Origin of the sequence: Amycolatopsis sp. NPDC051716, assembly GCF_040681595.1 — a bacterium.
Classification (GTDB): Bacteria; Actinomycetota; Actinomycetes; order Mycobacteriales; family Pseudonocardiaceae; genus Amycolatopsis.
Window position 1 is genome coordinate 24078 of the sequence record NZ_JBFAZA010000048.1, and the last position, 14477, is coordinate 38554.

A 14477-nucleotide genomic window follows, 5' to 3' on the forward strand; every position below is an offset into this window, starting at 1 on the left:
GGCTTTGCCATCCTGGTTCCGGGCCGAGAGGCGCTGCGACGGAATCCTTTCCGCCACGCTCGGCCCGGAACACGACTCCAAGGGCGCCTCCCGTGCGGGAGGTGCCTTTCTCGTTGTCCGCAAGGACTTCGTGCTGCCTCCCGAGCGTTTCGCCGACGAACTCCGGAGTGCATCGAAGCATGAGTGACAAACTGCAGAACCGCAATGGCCTCGACTTCGCCGTGGCCGACCTCGCGCTGGCCGACGCCGGCCGCACCCAGCTGCGGCTGGCCGAGCACGAGATGCCCGGCCTGATGGCGATCCGCCGCGAGTACGCCGCCGCGCAGCCGCTGAAGGGCGCGCGCATCGCCGGGTCGCTGCACATGACCGTGCAGACCGCCGTGCTCATCGAGACCCTGGTGGCGCTCGGCGCGCAGGTGCGCTGGGTGTCCTGCAACATCTTCTCCACCCAGGACGAGGCCGCCGCCGCGGTCGTCGTCGGCCCGCAAGGCACCGTCGACGCCCCGGCGGGCACCTCGGTGTTCGCGTGGAAGGGCGAAACCCTCGAAGAGTACTGGTGGTGCACCGACCAGCTCTTCGCCTTCCCCGGCGGCCAGTCCCCGAACATGATTCTCGACGACGGCGGCGACGCCACGCTGCTCGTCCACAAGGGAGTCGAGTTCGAGGCGGCGGGCGCGGTCCCGCAGCCGTCCGAAGAGGACCCGGAGGAGTACCGGATCGTCCTCGAGACCCTCCGCGCGAGCGTGGCGGCCGACGGTGACCACTTCACCCGCATGGCCAAGGAGATCCGCGGCGTCACCGAGGAAACCACCAACGGCGTCAAGCGGCTCTACAAGCTGGCCAAGGACGGCGAGCTGCTCTTCCCGGCGATGAACGTCAACGACTCGGTGACGAAGTCCAAGTTCGACAACAAGTACGGCATCCGGCACTCCCTTGTGGACGGCCTGAACCGGGCCACCGACGTGATGATCGGCGGCAAGCGCGTCCTCGTCTGCGGCTACGGCGACGTCGGCAAGGGCGCGGTCGAGGCGCTGCGCGGCCAGGGCGCCCGGGTCGCGGTCACCGAGATCGACCCGATCTGCGCGCTGCAGGCCGCCATGGACGGGCTGGACGTCGTCGAGCTCGACGACGTCGTCGAGACGGCCGACATCTTCATCACCACCACCGGTAACTTCGGCATCATCTCCGCCGCCCGGATGAGCCGGATGAAGCACAACGCGATCGTCGCCAACGTCGGGCACTTCGACAACGAGATCGACATGGCCGGGCTGGCGAAGCTGCCGGGCGTCGTGAAGAACGAGATCAAGCCGCAGGTGCACGAGTGGACCTTCCCGGACGGCCACGCGATCATCGTGCTGTCCGAGGGGCGGCTGATGAACCTGGGCAACGCGACCGGGCACCCGTCCTTCGTGATGTCGAACTCGTTCACCAACCAGGCGATCGCGCAGATCGAGCTGTTCACCAAGCCCGGCGAGTACGCCACCGACGTCCACCGGCTGCCGAAGCACCTCGACGAAAAGGTGGCCCGCCTGCACCTCGACGCGCTCGGCGTGAAGCTCACCAAGCTCACGAAGGCGCAGGCCGAGTACATCGGCGTCGACGTCGAAGGTCCGTACAAGCTCGATCACTATCGGTACTGATCCAAGATTGCTCCATTCGCCGTAGTTTGGTTTATCCGGAAACTGGCCATCCTCCCCTCGAGAGAAGCGCATCCGCCCGGACGGCACGGAGCCGGGCCGGGTCTCGTGCGAAGGAGTGTGTCAAGTGATCGTTCTCGGTGTAATTCTCCTGATCATCGGGTTCATCGTCGGTATCCCGGTGCTGTACACCATCGGCATCATTCTCGCGGTGGCCGGTGTGGCGCTGGCCATCCTGGGCGGCACCGGCCGCCGGATCGGCGGGCGGGCGCACTGGTACTGATCTCGAAACTCCGCCACGGCCTGGCGCGCGTCAGCAGCAATGCTGGCCGCGCCAGGCCGTTCGGCCTTCCTGCACCGCCACCCCGGCGATCGCGAGCGAGACGAGGGGGTCGGCCCACCACCAGCCGAACAGGGCGTTGAGCAGCAACCCCGCCAGCAGGACCGCGGAAAGGTAAGCGCAGAGCAAAGTCTGCCGCGAATCCGCCACCGCACTGGCGGAGCCCAGCTCCCGCCCGGCCCGGCGCTGCGCACCCGACAGCATGGGCATCACCACGAGGGAAATGGCCGCGAGCACGATTCCGGTCCGCGAAGTTTCCGGCGAAGCGCCGGTTAAAAACGCACCGACAGCCTCCCCCGTCACGTAAATCGCGAGCGCGAAAAAGGAAATCGCGATCCCTTTCAACGCCCGCCGTTCCCGCGCGCGGGGATCGCGACCGGAAAACTGCCACGCGACCGCGGCCGCCGACGCGACCTCGATCACCGAGTCCAGCCCGAAGCCGATCAGCGCCCCGGACGAAGCCGCGGCGCCGGCCGTGAGGGCAACGACGGCCTCGACGACGTTGTAGGTGATGGTCGCGGCCACCAGCAGCCGGACCCGCCGCACCAGCACCACCCGGCGATCCGGCCCGGCCCCCGGCGGCGCGCAGCACCCGCCGGCGCAGGCCCCCGCGGCCGGTTCCGGCGTCATCGCGCCACCACTTCGTCTTCGCAGGCCGCCCGCGGTTCGACCGCCAGGACGACCTGGACGAGTTCCCGCAGCGCACGGGCCAGGTGTTCGTCGGCGATCTCGTACCGCACCTGACGACCTTCGTAGCCGGCCACCACGAGCCCGCAGCCGCGCAGGCACGACAGGTGGTTCGAGACGTTGGACCGGCTCAGCCCGAGCTCCCCGGCCAAGCGTCCCGGATAGGCGGGCCCTTCGAGCAACGAGGTCAGGATCCGGCAGCGGGTCGGGTCCGCCAGCGCGCGCCCGATGCGGGCCAGCGCCGACTCACGCGTCTCACAGGTCACCATGCACTGAACTGTACAGCCGCGGCTGACCTATCCACAACGGACACCACCGCAGCGCCACGCCACCCGGAACACCGGGAAACCCGGAAAAGAAAGGGTCCTCCGGCTCCGAGGGGGAGGGAGAGCCGAAGGACCTCGTTAGTGTTAGCACATCGCCCAGCCCCTGTACACAGCTGCATACACGATCGTGTCACCGTCTTGACGCCATCCGAACGCCGTGCAGGCCTCCCCGGCCGGTGCGGAACCCGGCCGGGAAGGCCTGGACGGATCCTGGCGGGAGGCTCAGGAAGCGTGGCGCAGCAGGGTTTTCCGCGGCGCGGTGGCGCAGCCGCACCCGCCGCCGACGCCCCGGCAGTCGACGATCAGCGCGTGCCGCACGCGGTCACCGTCCGCACAGGCCGGATCGGTGCACTCGGCGAATCCACCGTCCGGGTGGACCACCAGCGTGCCGTGGCAGTGCTCGATCCCGGCGCCACAGGAAGCACACTCCATGACCGGCCGCCTTTCCGCGCTCGTGGACGACGTGCACCCCACGGTAGATCCGGGTGGCACGCGGGCACGGTACCCGGGCGGCGTGTCGGCGCAACCACCCGTCCGAACACGACTCAGGCGGGCTTCGGCGCCCGCTTGCGGGCCGCCGGCTTCTTCTTCGCCGGTTCGCCGTCCTCTTCGGACGCCTCCGAAGAGGACTGACGAGACTTCTTCGCGGCGTCCACACTGGCCTGCAGCGCCGCCATCAGGTCGACGACGTCGGCCTTGGCGGTGACCGCGGCCGGCTTGGTCGTCTCGTCGCCGGCGACCTTGGCCTCGATCATCTCTTCCAGGGCCTCGCGGTAGTGGTCGTGGTACTTCTCGGGCTCGAACACCGGCTCGGCCAGCGAGTCGATCAGCGACCCGGCCATGGTGAGCTCCTGCGGCCGGATCTGCGGCGGGTCGTCGCGCAGGAACGGGAAGTCGGGTTCGCGGACCTCGTCCGGCCACAGCATCGTCGTCATCACCAGCACGTCGGCGTGCACGCGCAGCACCGCCATGCTCTCCCGCTGCCGGACCGCGACCTTCGCGATGGCCACCTGGCTCGACTTGTGCAGCGCGTCCCGCAGCACGATGTACGGCTTGACCGCGTTCTTCTGCGGCTCGAGGTAGTAGGTCCGGTCGTACTGGATCGGGTCGATCGACTCGAGCGGCACGAACTCCAGCACGTCGATCGTGCGCTGGGTGGTCAGCGGCAGCTCCGCCATCTCCGCGTCGGTGATCACCACCATCTCGCCGTCGGGCAGCTCGTAGCCCTTGGCGATCTCGGCGTACGGCACTTCCTGGCCGTCGATCGTGCAGAACCGCTTGTACTGGATGCGGCCGCCGTCGGCCTCGTGCACCTGGCGCAGGGAGACGTTCTTGTTCTCGGTCGCCGCGTACATCTGGATCGGAATGCTGACCAGCCCGAAGGACACCGAGCCCTTCCACATCGCCCGCATGCCCGTACCTCCGAGGTCCGCCTTCACGCTACGTGACAACCGTAACCCGAATCGTCCCTCGACGACAGTCTGATCTAGACCTCTGCCAGGTATTTCTCCCAGAGCGCCGGATCCATGAACCACTGCTCGAAGTCGGTGGGATCGCCGAATCCGTTCACGAACCGCCGGGCCACCGCCGGGTTCTGCCCGGCCACGCCGAGGATCTGGAGCACGTGCGGGGGCGGCGGCAGGAGCAGGGCGTTCGTCCATTCGGTCACGTGCCGGGCGTACTCCCAGTAGCGCTCGAACGTCGCTTCCATCCACGTCGCGTCGAACGGCCGGTCACCGTGGGAGACGATCGCGTCGAGGTAGGTCGCCGCGCAGTGGCTCGCGTTGTTCGAGCCCTGTCCGGTGATCGGGTCGTTCGCCACGACGACGTCGGCCATGCCCAGCACGATCGCCCCGCCCGGCAGGGTGCCCACCGGGTGGCGGACCACCGGCGGGTACCCGCCGGCCAGGGTCGCCTTGGCGTCGGTCAGCTCCGCGTCGCGGCAGCGGTCGTACTCCCACGGCACGAACTGCCGCATCAGGTCCAGCACCCGCCGGAAGTGCTCGTCCGGGCCCGGGTGGTCGTCGAAGCAGTCCAGCGGCCCTCCGGGCACGCCTTCGAAGAAGAGGATGTCGCAGTTCCCGCTCAGCGTGTACGCCGGGATCATGAACAGCTCGCCGACGCCGGGGACGATGTTGAACCGCACCCCCACCTTGTCCGGGTGTTCCGGGCGCCGGCCCACCCCGTGGGCGTAGACCAGCGAAAGCGCGCGCATCGGCCGCGTGTACGGCGAGCGCTCGGGCACGCGGTCGAACAGCTGGACCAGCTCGCCCTTGCCCGCCGAGATGATCACCAGGTCGTACAGCCGGGACAGCGCGTCCAGCTCGGACGTCATCACGCCGTGGATGACGAGCTTGCCGCCGCGGTCTTCGAACAGCTCCAGCCAGCCGGCCATCTTCACCCGCTGGTCCACCGACTGGGCGGGCTTGTCGAGCTCGGCGAACCAGTCGAGCGCGCGGCCGCCGTCCGGCGCGGCCACCGAGACGCCGAGGCCCTCGACGTCGACCGTCTCCGCTTCCCACAGGTTGATCCCGAGGTCACGCTCGTGCTGCAGCGCGTCGTGGAACATGCACTGCGTCGACATCACCCGCCCGGACCGGATCTCCTCCGGCGTCCGCGCGGACATCACGGTGACGTCGTAGTCCTTCGCCTGCAGCCCGAGGGCCAGCTGCAGGCCGGACTGCCCGGCGCCCACGACCAGGACCTTGCGCATGGGGACCTCTTCACCTTCCGGGGGACTCAGGCGTGCGGGGCGCTGCCGGCGAGCTCGCGGCCCACCGGACCGGAGAGCACCGCCAGTGACAACGTGTGACCGACCAGTTCGGTCAGGGTGGCGATTGTCGACGCGCGGTCGCGGGCGTCGCAGGTGACCAGCGGGACGCTCGGGTCGAGGGCGAGGGCGTCACGCACCTCGTCGAGGTCGTGCACCGGCTTGCCCTCGAACTGGTTGACCGCCACGACGAACGGCAGCTCCGAGTCGTTCTCGAAGTAGTTGATCGCCGCGAACGACTCGTCGATCCGGCTGGTGTCGACCAGCACGACCGCGCCGAGCGCGCCGCGGCTCAGGTCGTCCCACAGGAACCAGAAGCGCGCCTGCCCCGGCGTGCCGAACAGGTACAGCAGCAGGTCCGGGCGCAGCGTGATCCGGCCGAAGTCCATGGCGACGGTCGTGGTCGACTTGCCGCCGGGCGGGATCTCGTCGATGCCCTCCCCGGCCTCGGTCATCCACGCCTCGTTGCTCATCGGCGGCACTTCCGACACCGCGCCGACGAACGTGGTCTTGCCGACACCGAAGCCCCCGGCGACGACGATCTTCGCGGAGATCGTCAGCAGATCGCCCTCAGGCGGGGAGCCGCTTGAGCCCATCAAGGATCCTCTCGAGCACGTTGGTGTCGTGGTGGTAGGCGTGCGCGGTCGGGTGCACGAACACCGCGCCCTGGGTGGCGAGGTCGCCCAGCAGCACCCGCACCACGCCCAGCGGCAGGTCCAGCCCGACCGAGAGCTCGGCGACCGAGCAGCGCAGCCGGGCGCGTTCGTAGAGCGAACGCGACTCCGGCATGAGCGTGTCGCTCAGCGCGGGGTCGTACCGCGGCACCGAGATCAGCGTCTCCACCAGCAGCTGGTGGCGCGTCCCGGTGCGGCCGCCGGTGAGCGCGTACGCGCGGATCCGGCGGCTCCGGCGCGGCAACGGGGTGTCCGACGTGGACACTGCAGGCACGGGCATCACATCCTGTTGCAAGCCGGGGCTTCGCCCCGGGCCGGGGGCTTCGCCACCCGGACCCCCAAAAGACTCGTGTTGCAAGCCGGGGCTTCGCCCCGGGCCGGGGGCTTCGCCACCCGGACCCCCAAAAGACTCGTCAGGCACGGGCGTCACATCCGGGGCCGGCGTGCGGTCAGCACCTGCCGCAGCTCCGCGCGCACCTCGGGGGTGAGCGCGTGGCCGGCGTTGGTGATGAACTGGGTCATCTCGTAGGCGACCACCTTCATGTCCGCCTCGCCCGAGGTCAGCACCGCGAGCCCGGCACCGGATCCGATGCCCATGAACAGGAAGTAGCCGTGGGTGAGCCGGATGATGATCTGCTCGCAGGCGCCCTTCCCGAACAGCGCCGCGCTGTTGCCGGCCAGCGAAAGCAGGCCGCTGGCGATCGCCGCGAGCTGTTCGGCCTCGGCCTCGCCGACCGAGTCCGACGCGGTGAGCGGGAAGCCGTCCACGCTCATGATCAGCGCGTGGCTGACGCCGTGGACCTTGCGCACGAAGTCGTCGAGCAGCCAGGCGAAGTTCGCCGTGGCGGAGTGGGGAGCGCTCACCGGGCGGTTCCTCCGGGCGTCTCGTCCTGGCGGGTGCGGTTCTCCGCGAGCGCCGCCTGCTCGCCGTCGGCGAACGCCCCGAGGTCGGCGAGCAGCCGCTCGTGCCCGCTCGCGGTGGTGTCGCCGGCCGGGGGCGGCGGTGGTGGCGGTGGTTCCGGGGCGGCCCCGCGGATGCTGCCGGGCACGCGGCGCGGCAGGCCGTTCGCCGTGATCCCGCCGACGGTTCCCGCGGTGATCGGGCGCGGCCGCGGGCTGGGCTTGCGCGGCGGCTCCGGCGTCTCCCGGGAGAAGGTGCCGGCGCGGCGCCGCGGCAACCCGCCGACGGTGGCCGGCTCGCGGCCGGCTCCGCCCTCGGCCGGTTCGGCCGGGACATCGCCATCCGCGGCTCCGCCCGGCGTCGAGGGCTCCACCCCCCGAACACCCGGACCGAAGACGGTCCGGGTGCCCGACCACGCGTGCTCGGCGAGCTCGGTGACGACCCCGGTGGGCAGCAGCACGGTGGCGACCGTGCCGTGCGGGCTGCGCCGGTCCAGCCGCACGGTGACACCGTGCCGGGCGGCCAGGCGGGCGACCACGGCGAGCCCCATGTGCCGCGCCGCGGCGTCGTCGAGGTCACCGCCCGCGGCCAGGCGCGCGTTCAGGTCCCCGACGCGGTCGGCCGGGATGCCGATGCCCTCGTCCTCGATCCGGACGAGCACGCTGCCCTGCTCGGTCAGGTGCGCGCTGACGTGCACCGGCGAACTCGGCGAAGACTGGTTGGCGGCGTTGTCGAACAGCTCCGCCAGCACCCGGCCCAGGTCTTCCGCGGCGAAGCCGACGACGCCGAGGTTGACCACGCGGCCGATGGTGATCCGGGCGTAGTGGTTGATCGACGACATCGCCTCGCGCATCAGGTCGAGCACCGAGGTCGCGCGGGCGGCGTCGTCGGCGGTGTCCTGCCCGGCGAGCACCCGCAGGTTCTCCGCGTTGCGCCGCAGCCGCGTGGCGAGGTGGTCGAGCTGGTAGAGCTCGGCGAGGCGGTGGTGGTCCTCCTCCCCCGCTTCCAGCTCTTCCAGCCGCGCGAGCAGCTGGTCGAGGAGGTTGAGGTCACGCAGGGCGACGCTGGCGCAGATCTCGGCCAGTACCCCTTCGCCTTCGCCGGACGGCTCCGCGACCGGCTCCGGCCGGGTCAGCTCCACGAACGCCGGTCCCGCCGGGGGCGCGTAGCCGGGATGCTTCGGGGGCGCGGTGAGGAACTGCGCCGCGGCGACGCGCGAACGGTCCAGCAGGACGCGTGATCGATCCAGGAGTTCCCGGGCCCGGCTCGCCATGTGGTCCCACTTCTTCCGTGCTGAGGTGCGGATGCTGCGCCGGCCCACGCGGCGGCGACGCGGGACATGCAAGCAGAAAGGTTCGTGGGATGTCCACAGCCGGTCCCCGCGCGATCGCCCTGCGTGATCATGAATCCGGAGTGTCGCTGCTGGTGAGCGCAGTGGATTAGGCCATTCGGTTTATTTTTGCAAATTGCGGGTCGCAACAGAGCGCACACGGCGGCCGTCCCCGCAGCTGAGGCGGGCCCTGGCCCCGAAATCCCAGGTCGTGCCCGATTCGTCCGGAAATTGCGTGCCACGCAGTTTTTTGCGGGGCACGCAAGTTTTTCGCTACACTCCGTTCATGCCGCCGGATGAACCACCGAAGCTGACCCTCCGGGAGCGGAAGAAGCGCGAAGCCCGCCGGGCGCTCGCGCAGGCCGCGCTGCGGCTCACGCTGGAGCGGGGGCTGGAGAACGTCCGGGTGGAGGACATCGCCACCGAGGTGGGCGTCTCCCCCCGCACGTTCAACAACTACTTTTCCAGCAAGGAGCAGGCGGTCTGCTCGGTGGTCATCGATCGCCACGAGGGGATGCGCGAGGCCCTGCTCGACCGGCCGGAGGGCGAGCCGCTCTGGGAGTCCGTCAAACAGGCGGTACTGGAGCAATATTCACGTGAGGGCGAGCCGGATCGCGCGTATGTTGCGCGTATCCGGGAGCTGATGGGCCAGCTCGTGCTGCGTGGCGAGTTCCTCAACGCCCACGCGGCGGTCGAGCGGGTCCTCGCCGAAACGATCGCGAAACGGGTGGGCGGTGTGGACCACCTGCTGTGCCGGCTGATGGCCTCCTCGGTGGAAAGTGCCGTCCGCGTCGCCTTCGTCAACTGGTTCACCGAAGGCGAACCGCTCCTGCCGACCCTGGAGCGGTTGCTGGACGAGCTGGCCGCCGGGATGCCGACCCTGACCGGCGGCGCCGAAGCAACACCCGACCCGAACACCACCACTCCACTGGGGGAATCGTTGTGCTAGTCAAGCTCCTGCGCACTCACCTGCGCCCGTACCGGGGGACGCTGTGGGTGATCGTCCTGCTGCAGCTCGTGCAGACGATCGCCATGCTCTACCTGCCGACGCTGAACGCCGACATCGTCGACAACGGCCTGATCAAGGGCGACATGCCCTACATCCTGCGGGTCGGCGCGATGATGCTCGCCGTCACGCTGGCCCAGATCGTCGGCTCGATCGGCGCGGTGTACTTCGGCGCCCGCACGGCGATGGCGATCGGCCGGGACATCCGCGCCGGGGTCTTCCACCGGGTGCAGGACTTCTCGGCGCGCGAGGTCGGCCAGTTCGGCACGCCGTCGCTGATCACCCGCACCACCAACGACGTCCAGCAGGTCCAGATGCTGGTCCTGATGACGCTGACGCTGATGGTGTCCGCGCCGATCATGTGCGTCGGCGGCATCATCCTGGCGCTCAACCTCGACGTGCCGCTCTCGTCGCTGCTGCTGGTGATCGTGCCCGTGCTCGCCGTCTCGGTCGGGATCATCATCGCCAAGATGCGCCCGGCATTCCGGCTGATGCAGGTCCGGATCGACCGGATCAACCAGATCCTGCGCGAGCAGATCATGGGCATCCGGGTGATCCGCGCGTTCGTGCGGGACAAGCACGAACGGCAGCGCTTCGACGTCGCGAACGACGAGCTGCTCACCGTCTCGCTGCGGGTCGGGCGGCTGATGGCGCTGATGTTCCCGATCGTGATGCTGGTGATGAACGTGTCCAGCGTCGCCGTGCTGTGGTTCGGCGGCCAGCGGATCGACTCCGGCAGCATGCAGATCGGTGCCATGACGGCGTTCCTGTCCTACCTGCTGCAGATCCTGATGGCCGTCATGATGGCCACCTTCATGTTCATGATGGTGCCGCGCGCGGAGGTCAGCGCCGAGCGGATCAGCGAAGTGCTCGACACCGAGTCGAGCGTGCGCCCGCCGGTGTCGCCGATCCGCCCCGGCGCGGTGCACGGGCACCTGGAGCTCTCGGGCGTGGAGTTCCGCTACCCCGGCGCGGAAAAGCCGGTGCTGTGCGACATTTCGCTGATCGGGCGGCCGGGTGAGACCACCGCCGTGATCGGGTCGACCGGCACGGGCAAGACCACGCTGCTGAACCTGATCCCGCGGCTGATGGACGCCACCCGCGGCACGGTGAAGGTCGACGGCGTCGACGTGCGCGACCTCGACCCGGCGCTGCTCGCCCGCGCGGTCGGGCTGGTGCCGCAGAAGCCGTACCTGTTCGCCGGCACGGTGGCGAGCAACCTGCGCTACGGCAACCCGGACGCGACCGACGAAGAGCTGTGGCACGCGCTGGAAGTGGCTCAGGGCAAGGACTTCGTCGAAGCGATGGCCGAGGGCCTCGAAGCGCCGATCGCCCAGGGCGGCACGAACGTCTCGGGCGGCCAGCGGCAACGGCTCGCGATCGCCCGGATGCTGGTGCACAAACCGGAGATCTACCTGTTCGACGACTCGTTCTCGGCGCTCGACTACGCGACCGACGCGGCCCTGCGCCGCGCGCTGGTGTCGGAGACCAAGGACGCGACGGTGGTCATCGTCGCGCAGCGGGTCAGCACCATCCGGGGCGCCGACCGGATCATCGTCCTCGACGAGGGCCGCGTCGTCGGCACCGGCACCCACCACGAACTCATGGACGGCAACGAAACCTACCGGGAGATCGTGCTGTCCCAGCTCACCGAGCAGGAGGCGGCGTGAGTACCACGGAATCGCCCGAAGCCGCCGTCACGGAGGCCGGGGAACGGCCGACCGCGCAGCGGCACAAGAACACCGGTGCCGCGGCCGCCGGACCGGCCGCCCGCTGGATGAGCGGCGGCGCGCCGGCGGAAAAGGCCCTGGACTTCAAGGGTTCCCTCAAGCGGCTGCTGCGGCTGCTGCGACCGCAGCGGGCCATCCTGATCGCCGTCCTGGTACTCGGCGCGGCCAGCGTCACGCTGACCGTGATCGGGCCGAAGATCCTCGGCCAGGCCACCGACGCCATCCTCGCCGGCGTGCTCGGCAAGCAGGTGCCGCCGGGGGTCACCAAGGAGCAGATCGTCGCCGGCCTGCGGGCCCGCGGCGACGGCACGCTCGCCGACATCTACAGCCGGGTCGACCTGGTGCCCGGCGTCGGCATCGACTTCGACAAGGTCGGCCAGATCCTGCTGACCGTGCTGGCGCTGTTCGTGATCTCGTCGTTCTTCGGGCTCATCCAGGCCCGGCTGACGACGACGCTGGTGCAGCACGCGGTGTACCGGCTGCGCCAGGAGGTCGAGGACAAGTTCGCCCGCCTGCCGCTGAAGTACTTCGACCGCCAGCCGCGCGGTGAGGTGCTTTCCCGCGTCACCAACGACATCGACAACCTGGCGCAGTCGCTGCAGCAGACGCTGTCGCAGATCGTCTCGTCGCTGCTGACGGTGGTCGGCGTGCTGATCATGATGTTCCTGATCTCGCCGCTGCTGGCGCTGATCGCGCTGCTCACCGTGCCGCTCTCGGCGGTCGTGGCGGCGAAGGTCGGGAAGCGGGCGCAGCCGAACTTCATCAAGCAGTGGTCGACGACCGGGAAGCTCAACGCCCACGTCGAGGAGATGTACACCGGGCACTCGCTGGTCAAGGTGTTCGGCCGCCGCGACGAGTCCGCGGCGATCTTCGACAAGCAGAACGAAACGCTGTACCAGGCGAGCTTCAAGGCGCAGTTCATCTCCGGGATGATCCAGCCGGCGATGATGTTCATCGGCAACCTCAGCTACGTGCTGGTGGCCGTGATCGGCGCGCTGCGCGTCGCGTCGGGCAACCTGACGCTGGGCGAGGTGCAGGCGTTCATCCAGTACTCGCGCCAGTTCAGCCAGCCGGTCACGCAGATCGCCAGCATGGCGAACCTGCTGCAGTCCGGGGTCGCTTCGGCCGAGCGGGTGTTCGCGCTGCTCGACGCCGAGGAGCAGGCCCCGGAGCCCGAGCACCCGGAGCGGCCGGCCGAGATCCGCGGACGCGTCGAGTTCCAGGACGTCTCGTTCCGCTACCTGCCGGAAAAGCCGCTGATCGACGACCTCTCGCTGACCGTCGAACCCGGTCAGACGGTGGCGATCGTCGGCCCGACCGGGGCGGGTAAGACGACACTGGTCAACCTGCTGATGCGGTTCTACGAGCTCGACAGCGGGCGGATCACGCTCGACGGCGTCGACATCGCGAAGATGCACCGCGAGGAACTGCGCGACCAGACCGGCATGGTGCTGCAGGACGCGTGGCTGTTCGGCGGCACGATCGCGGAGAACATCGCCTACGGCGCCGACGACCCGACCCGCGACGAGATCATCGAGGCGGCACAGGCGACGTACGTGGACCGCTTCGTCCGGACCCTGCCGGACGGCTACGACACGGTGCTCGACGACGAAGGCGGCACGGTCAGCGCGGGTGAGAAACAGCTGATCACGGTGGCGCGGGCGTTCCTGGCCAAGCCGGTCATCCTCATCCTCGACGAAGCGACCAGCTCGGTCGACACCCGCACCGAGGTGCTCATCCAGCGGGCGATGAACTCGCTGCGCAGCGGCCGCACGAGCTTCGTCATCGCGCACCGCCTCTCGACGATCCGCGACGCGGACGTGATCCTGGTGATGGAGAACGGCCACATCGTCGAGCACGGCGATCACGAAACGCTGCTGCACAGCGGGGGTGCCTACGCCCGGCTGTACGCGGCGCAGTTCGCCGAAGCCATGGCCGAGACGGACTGAGGCCGGCACCCCGGTACCCTGGACGCTCTTCGAGCGGAAGGGGTACCGGGGCGGCCATGGCCGACAATCTCGAGGAATACCGCCACAAGCGAGCCCGCGACCGTACCCCCGAACCCTGGCCGGACGGCCCGCCGGTCCCCGGGGACGACAACCTCTTCGTCATCCAGGAGCACCACGCCACCCGGCTGCACTGGGACTTCCGGCTCGAGCGTGGGGGCGTGCTGGTCTCCTGGGCGGTGCCGAAGGGCCTGCCGCTCTCCCCCGGCGTGCCCCGGCTCGCCGTGCACACCGAAGACCACCCCCTGGAGTACCTCACCTTCTCCGGCGAAATCCCCGCGGGCGAGTACGGCGGCGGCCGGATGACCGTGTGGGACACCGGGACGTACGAAACCCTGCACTGGAACGACCACAACGTCGAGGTGGTCTTCCACGGTGCCCGCACGCGCGGCAAGTACCTGTTCCGGAACCGGCACGACGAAGACGGCCGCGACTGGACCCTGCGGCGTCTCGACCCCGCCGAACCCGGCCACGAAGACGCGCCCGAATTCCTCGAGCCGATGACGGCGGAACCGGGTGAGCTGCCGCCCGACGACGACGAGTGGGCCTACGAATTCGCCTGGGGTGGCCTGCGCACGATGCTGCTGGTCTGCGGCGGCCGCGTCACCGCGCACGACGACACCGGCGCCGACGTCACCGACCGCTATCCCGAGCTGCACAAGCTGGGCGAGCGGTTCGGGTCGACGGAAGTGCTGCTGGACGGCGAAATCGTCGTGATGAAGGACGGCAGGCCCCACGCCGCCGGCCTCGACCAGCGCCGGCGCGCCGACAGCGCGGCCGCCAAGCGCCTCAAGACCGGCTGCCCGGTCTTCTACTTCGCCTCCGACGTCCTGCACCTCGACGGCCGGGCGACGCTCGAGCTGCCCTACACGAAGCGCCGCGAACTGCTGGACGGCCTGGCGATCGAGGACCGGCACTGGCAGGTACCGCGCTACTACCTGGGCGGCGGCGAGGCCGTCGCCGGCGCGAGCCGCCAGCACGGTCTCCCCGGCGTCGTCGCGAAGCGGGCCGACAGCCCGTACCGTCCCGGCGGCGGCCGGGGCGACTGGCTGCTCGTCGAAAGCTGAGCC

General features: G+C 69.7%; 15 protein-coding genes and 1 riboswitch. Of the genes, 6 read left to right on the forward strand and 9 right to left on the reverse strand.

The window, feature by feature from the left end; translation table 11 throughout:
• Positions 1 to 19 precede the first annotated feature (19 nt).
• Positions 20 to 96: riboswitch (S-adenosyl-L-homocysteine riboswitch) on the forward strand.
• Positions 97 to 179: 83 nt separating this feature from the next.
• The gene (ahcY, locus tag AB0M30_RS42155; RefSeq protein ID WP_364596613.1) at positions 180 to 1640 is read left to right on the forward strand and encodes an adenosylhomocysteinase; all 1461 of its coding nucleotides are present in this window, start codon (positions 180 to 182) and stop codon (positions 1638 to 1640) included.
• Positions 1641 to 1764: 124 nt separating this feature from the next.
• Positions 1765 to 1920 carry a hypothetical protein gene (locus tag AB0M30_RS42160; protein ID WP_086678182.1) on the forward strand — a complete coding sequence of 52 codons (156 nt, stop codon included), beginning with the start codon at positions 1765 to 1767 and terminating at the stop codon, positions 1918 to 1920.
• Between the two features lie 30 nt (positions 1921 to 1950).
• On the opposite strand, the gene AB0M30_RS42165 is transcribed toward AB0M30_RS42160, so the two are convergent.
• From AB0M30_RS42165 to AB0M30_RS42205, 9 genes are all read right to left on the reverse strand, one after another.
• A complete protein-coding gene (locus AB0M30_RS42165; RefSeq protein WP_364596616.1) occupies positions 1951 to 2607 on the reverse strand; it encodes a cation transporter in 657 nt (218 codons plus the stop codon).
• Positions 2604 to 2933: a metalloregulator ArsR/SmtB family transcription factor gene (locus tag AB0M30_RS42170; protein ID WP_364596619.1), complete on the reverse strand. Its 330-nt coding sequence runs from the start codon at positions 2931 to 2933 to the stop codon at positions 2604 to 2606. Before AB0M30_RS42170 ends, AB0M30_RS42165 begins: the two co-directional genes overlap by 4 nt.
• A gap of 279 nt (positions 2934 to 3212) precedes the next feature.
• Positions 3213 to 3422 (reverse strand): hypothetical protein, encoded by a 210-nt coding sequence (locus tag AB0M30_RS42175; RefSeq protein WP_364596622.1) that lies wholly within the window; start codon positions 3420 to 3422, stop codon positions 3213 to 3215.
• 113 nt (positions 3423 to 3535) lie between these two features.
• Positions 3536 to 4402: a Ku protein gene (locus AB0M30_RS42180; protein WP_103341534.1), complete on the reverse strand. Its 867-nt coding sequence runs from the start codon at positions 4400 to 4402 to the stop codon at positions 3536 to 3538.
• Positions 4403 to 4476: 74 nt separating this feature from the next.
• A complete protein-coding gene (locus tag AB0M30_RS42185) occupies positions 4477 to 5703 on the reverse strand; it encodes a styrene monooxygenase/indole monooxygenase family protein (protein WP_364596625.1) in 1227 nt (408 codons plus the stop codon).
• Positions 5704 to 5729: 26 nt separating this feature from the next.
• Positions 5730 to 6356, reverse strand: a complete 627-nt coding sequence (locus tag AB0M30_RS42190; RefSeq protein ID WP_103341532.1) for an ATP/GTP-binding protein — start codon at positions 6354 to 6356, stop codon at positions 5730 to 5732.
• Complete coding sequence (locus AB0M30_RS42195; RefSeq protein ID WP_364596720.1) at positions 6331 to 6699, reverse strand: DUF742 domain-containing protein; 369 nt, start codon at positions 6697 to 6699, stop codon at positions 6331 to 6333. Before AB0M30_RS42195 ends, AB0M30_RS42190 begins: the two co-directional genes overlap by 26 nt.
• Positions 6700 to 6860: 161 nt before the next feature.
• Positions 6861 to 7298, reverse strand: coding sequence for a roadblock/LC7 domain-containing protein (locus AB0M30_RS42200; RefSeq protein WP_103341531.1), 438 nt, complete (start codon positions 7296 to 7298; stop codon positions 6861 to 6863).
• Positions 7295 to 8608, reverse strand: a complete 1314-nt coding sequence (locus AB0M30_RS42205; protein WP_364596629.1) for an ATP-binding protein — start codon at positions 8606 to 8608, stop codon at positions 7295 to 7297. The genes AB0M30_RS42200 and AB0M30_RS42205 overlap by 4 nt, the downstream gene beginning before the upstream one ends.
• A gap of 343 nt (positions 8609 to 8951) precedes the next feature.
• On the opposite strand from AB0M30_RS42205, the gene AB0M30_RS42210 reads away from it, so the two are divergent.
• From AB0M30_RS42210 to AB0M30_RS42225, 4 genes are read left to right on the forward strand one after another with little or no spacing between them, the layout of a single operon-like run.
• The gene (locus AB0M30_RS42210) at positions 8952 to 9614 is read left to right on the forward strand and encodes a TetR/AcrR family transcriptional regulator (RefSeq protein WP_364596632.1); all 663 of its coding nucleotides are present in this window, start codon (positions 8952 to 8954) and stop codon (positions 9612 to 9614) included.
• The gene (locus AB0M30_RS42215; RefSeq protein ID WP_364596635.1) at positions 9608 to 11341 is read left to right on the forward strand and encodes an ABC transporter ATP-binding protein; all 1734 of its coding nucleotides are present in this window, start codon (positions 9608 to 9610) and stop codon (positions 11339 to 11341) included. The genes AB0M30_RS42210 and AB0M30_RS42215 overlap by 7 nt, the downstream gene beginning before the upstream one ends.
• Positions 11338 to 13350, forward strand: a complete 2013-nt coding sequence (locus tag AB0M30_RS42220; RefSeq protein ID WP_364596637.1) for an ABC transporter ATP-binding protein — start codon at positions 11338 to 11340, stop codon at positions 13348 to 13350. The genes AB0M30_RS42215 and AB0M30_RS42220 overlap by 4 nt, the downstream gene beginning before the upstream one ends.
• A 56-nt stretch (positions 13351 to 13406) precedes the next feature.
• Positions 13407 to 14474, forward strand: coding sequence for a DNA polymerase ligase N-terminal domain-containing protein (locus AB0M30_RS42225; RefSeq protein WP_364596640.1), 1068 nt, complete (start codon positions 13407 to 13409; stop codon positions 14472 to 14474).
• Positions 14475 to 14477 lie beyond the last annotated feature (3 nt).